The organism is Plastoroseomonas hellenica (assembly GCF_018129085.1).
Taxonomy (GTDB): Bacteria; Pseudomonadota; Alphaproteobacteria; order Acetobacterales; family Acetobacteraceae; genus Plastoroseomonas; species Plastoroseomonas hellenica.
Genome location: NZ_JAAGBB010000118.1, coordinates 1 through 4,712 on the forward strand (window position 1 = coordinate 1; position 4,712 = coordinate 4,712).

Here is a 4,712-nt window from a genome sequence, read left to right on the forward strand (position 1 = left end):
GCGGCGGGGTTCGACCTGGCGCAGCCGCCGCTGCAACGGGTGCTGCTGATCCGGCTCGACGACAACCGACACCACCTCATCTGGACGCGGCATCACATCCTGATGGACGGATGGAGCTCGGCGCAGTTCATGGCGGAATTGCTGCGGGCCTATGCCGAGACGGCAACGGCTGCCCCGGCACCGCCCTATCGGGACTACATCGCCTGGCTGCGGGACCGTGACGCAGCGGCCTCGGAAGCCTTCTGGCGCGATCAGCTGCGGCCGCTGCAAGGCCCGACGCTGCTGGCGGCGGCGCTGCCGGCGCCGGCCGGCGGGGAGGGCCACGCGGTCCTGCAGACTCGGCTCGACGATGCGCTCGAGGCGCGGCTGCAGGCCTTCGCGGCGCAGGAGCGGGTGACGCTGAACACTCTGATCCAGGGCGCCTGGGCCCTGCTGTTGTCGCGCTACACCGGCCAGTCCGTGGTTGGCTTCGGGGCAACCGTCGCCGGCCGGCCGGCCGCATTGCGGGGCGCCGAGGAGATGCTCGGCCTCTTCATCAATACCCTGCCGGTCGTGGCCGCGGTGCCGCCGGCGGCTCCCCTGGGCGACTGGCTGCGGGCCTTGCAGGCGCAGAACCTGACGCTCCGCGACCATGACCACACGCCACTCTACGATATCCAGGGCTGGGCCGGCCATCCCGGCCAGCCGCTCTTCGACAGCATCATCGTCTTCGAGAACTACCCGGTCGAGCAGGCGCTGCGGGGTCAGGCCGAGGCGGGGGCCGGTCCGGTCTTCGGTGCCTTCTCGCATGTGGCGACCACCAATTACCCGCTGACCCTCGCGGTCTTCCGGTCCGACCGGATCGAGCTGGAGGTCAGCTACGACAGGGCGCGCTTCGGCACGCCGGCGATGGAGCGGCTGCGTGAGGAGCTGCTGCGCCTCCTGGAGCGGATGCCCTTGGCGGCCGGCCAGGCGCTGGGCAGCCTGCCTACCCTCGGCGAGGCGGAGCGCCAGGTGCTGCTGCGCTGGGGTGCCGGCGTGCCGGCCGCGGCGCCGCTTCCCGATGTGGTCTCCGCCATCGCCGCCCGCGCGGCAATGCACCCCGATGCCGTGGCCCTGGTGCATGGCGAGGAGGTGTTGCGCTACGGCGCGCTGAACGCCCGTGCGAACCGCCTGGCGCATCATCTGCTGGCGCTGGGCGTCGGTCCGGATGTGGTGGTCGGGCTGGCGATCGAACGCTCTCCGGCGCAGCTCGTCGCGATGCTGGCGGTGCTCAAGGCGGGCGGCGCCTATGTGCCGCTCGACCCGGCCTACCCGCCCGATCGGCTGGCCCACATGATGCAGGACAGCGGCCTGCCGCTGGTGCTGACGCAGGAGCGGCTGCTGGACGCGCTGCCAGGCAGCGGCGCGCGCCGCTGGTGCCTCGACCGCGACTGGGCGGACACCGCGGCGTGGCCCGAAACCGACCCGGCCGTCGCCATCCATCCGCAAAGCCTGGCCTACCTGATCTACACCTCCGGCTCGACCGGCCAGCCGAAGGCGGTGGCGGTGGCGCATGGTCCGCTCGCGATGCATTGCGCCGCGATCGCCCGGCTCTACGGCATGGGGCCGGGCGATCGGGAGTTTCAGTTCGCCTCCATCAATTTCGACATTGCGCATGAGCGTTGGCTGGTGCCGTTGCTGGCCGGCGGATCGATCAGCCTCGGCCTCGGCAACAGTCCCACGATGGAGGCGCTGGCGGGGCTGATCGAGACCCAGTCGATCACCTCCCTTTTCCTGCCGCCCTCCTATGTCGACCAGCTGAGCGAGACGCTGAATGCGCGCGGCGAGACGCTGTCGCTGCGCGCCTGCATCGTGGGCGGCGACGCCTGGCCGATGGCGGGGATCGCCGCCGCGCGCCGCGCGCTGCAGCCCAGGTTGCTGGTGAATGCCTATGGACCGACGGAGACGGTGATCGCGCCACTCGCCTGGCCGGTCGCGGAAGCCGGGATCGACACTGCCTATGCGCCGATCGGCCGTCCTGTGGGCGACCGTACCGCCTATGTCCTGGACGCCGCGCTGAACCTGGTGCCGCCGGGTGTCGCGGGGGAGCTCTATATCGGCGGTTCCGGCCTGGCGCGCGGCTATCACGCCCGCCCGGACCTGACCGCGGAGCGCTTCGTCCCCGATCCCTTCGGCGGTGCGCCGGGTGGCCGGCTCTATCGCACCGGCGACCTGGTGCGCTGGCACCCGGACGGGGTGGTGGAGTATCTCGGCCGCATCGACCGCCAAGTGAAGATCCGCGGCTTCCGGATCGAGCTCGGTGAGATCGAAGCGCGGCTGCGGGCGCAGCCCGGCGTGGCCGAGGCCGTGGTGATCGCCCGCGATGGCGCCGCCGGCCGGCAATTGGCGGCCTATGTCACGGGTGCCGCCGACGGTGTGGCGCTGCGGGCATCACTGGCGGCGGTGCTACCGGACCACATGGTGCCGTCGCAGGTGATGGTGCTGGATCGGCTGCCGCTGACGCCGAACGGCAAGATCGACCGCAAGGCGCTGCCGTCCCTGGCCTGGCAGGCGCGCCTGCGCGTGGCGCCGCGCAACGAGGCGGAGCGGGTGCTCGCCGGCATCTGGGCCGAGCTGCTGGGCCTCGAGGAGGTCGGCATCACCGATGACTTCTTCGAGCTCGGCGGCCATTCCCTGACCGTCATGCGCATGGCCTCGCTCATCCGGGACCGCATGGGCCGCGTCCTGCCGCTCCGCGAGATCTTCGAGCATCGCACGATCGAGCAACTGGCCCGCCGGGTCGCGGCTGGCGGGACGGCCGGCATCGACAGCGACGCCGCGGAGAAGATCGACGCGATCCTCGCCTCGCTGGAGGCCTTGTCGGAATGATGTCCGATCGGGCCTTGCAGCTTGCCCGCCGCTTCGCCGGGCTGCCGGCGGAGAAGCGCCGCCTGTTCCTCGGGCAGTTGCGCGATGCCGGCATCGACTTCGGCGCGCTGCCGATCCCGCCGGGCATCGCGCAGGATGGCGTCGGCATCGCTTCCCCTGCGCAGCGGCAGCTCTGGTTCCTGTGGCAAATGGACCCGCAGGGCTCGGCCTACAACATCACCGGCCGCATCAGCCTGTCGGGCCCGCTCGACGAGGACGCCTTCGATCGTGCGATCGCGCTGCTGCTGCAGCGCCACGCCGCGTTGCGGACCCGCTTCCGCGAGGATGGCGAGGATGTCCTGCAGGAGGTGCGCGACGACGCTTCCGCCGCGATCACCCGCAGCGACCTGACGGCACTGGATCAGGGCGCGCAGGATGCCACGCTGGCCGGCTTCGACGCGGCGGAGGCGTCGCGGGTCTTCGACCTGACCGCGGGGCCGCTGGCCTGTTTCCATCTGATCCGCCTGTCGCCGCGGCTGCATCATCTGCAGCTGACGCTACATCACATCATCGCCGATGGCTGGTCGATGCGCGTGCTGATCGAGGATCTGGTCGCGCTCTATGACGCCGCCTGCGGCGGGCCTGCCGCGGCGCCGGCCGCGCCCGTGAGCTATGCCGACTTCGCCCAGTGGCAATCCCAGTGGCTGCACGCCGGGGAGGGGGAGCGGCAGCTCGCCTATTGGACGCAGCGGCTCGGCGATGGGGAGCCATTGCTGGCGCTGCCGACCGACCGACCGCGGCCGCCGCAGCCGAGCCATCGCGGCGGCAATGTCGCGATCCCCTTGACGCCGGCGCTGACACGGGCACTCCAGGCGCTCGGCCATGAATGCCAGGCGACGCTCTTCATGGTGGTCGCCGCGGCCTTCAGCCTGCTGCTCCATCGTCACACCGGGCAGCGCGACATCCCCGTCGGCATGCCCAATGCGAGCCGCCACCGGCCCGAAACCGCCCGGTTGGTGGGTCTCTTCGTGAACATGCAGGTGCTGCGCACCAGGATCGGGCCGGGCGGCAGCTTCCGTGCGCTCCTCGGACAGTTGCGCGATGCGGTGCTCGAGGCGCAGGGCAACCAGGATCTGCCTTTCGAATGGCTGGTGGAGGCGCTGCGGCCGGTGCGTAGCCTGGCCTGGAATCCGCTGTTCCAGGTGACCTGCAGCCATGAGCCCGCGACGGGCATGGCACTGCGGGGCGGCGGGCTGGTGCTGGAGCCGATCGAAGGCGACGGCCAGCACAGCAAGTTCGATCTGACGCTGACGACGACCGAGACCCTGGATGGCGGGCTGGTCGCGAATTTCCGCTATGCCCGCGACCTCTTCGATCACGCGACAGTCGAAGCCTTCGCCCGGCATTTCGAGACCCTGCTCACGGGTGCCGTGGCATCGCCGGACAACGCGGTCGGCGCGCTTCCGCTGTTGTCGGTGGGCGAGGCTGGAGCGTTGGTGGGGTGGGGTGGTGTTGCGGCGTCGGATGCGGTGTCGGAGACGGTGGTGGATGCGATCGCGGCGCGGGCTGCGGCGCAGCCGGACGCCGAGGCGCTGGTGTTCGGGTCGGAGGGACTGAGCTACGCGGCGCTGGAGGCGCGGGCAAACCGGCTGGCCTGGCGGCTGCGCGATCAGGGCGTGGGACCGGATGTGGTGGTCGGCCTGGCGGTGGAGCGGTCGATCGCGATGGTGGTCGGGCTGCTGGCGATCCTGAAGGCCGGCGGCGCCTGGCTGCCGCTCGACCCGGATTACCCGCCCGAGCGGCTGTCTTACATGGTCCGCGATGCCGGCCTGTCCCTGGTGCTGACGCAGCGTCACCTGCGCGACACCCTGCCGGCCGGCGCG

The 4,712-nt window shown here is 71.3% G+C and carries 2 protein-coding genes; both read left to right on the forward strand.

All coding sequences use genetic code 11. The annotated features are described in order from the left end of the window. Positions 1–2,850, forward strand: a 2,850-nt coding sequence (locus tag GXW71_RS34180; RefSeq protein WP_211858496.1) for a non-ribosomal peptide synthetase, incomplete at its 5' end; no start/stop codon positions are given. Continuing rightward, positions 2,847–4,712: condensation domain-containing protein (locus tag GXW71_RS34185; RefSeq protein WP_211858498.1), on the forward strand; the 1,866-nt coding region annotated here is incomplete at its 3' end. The genes GXW71_RS34180 and GXW71_RS34185, both read left to right, overlap by 4 nt.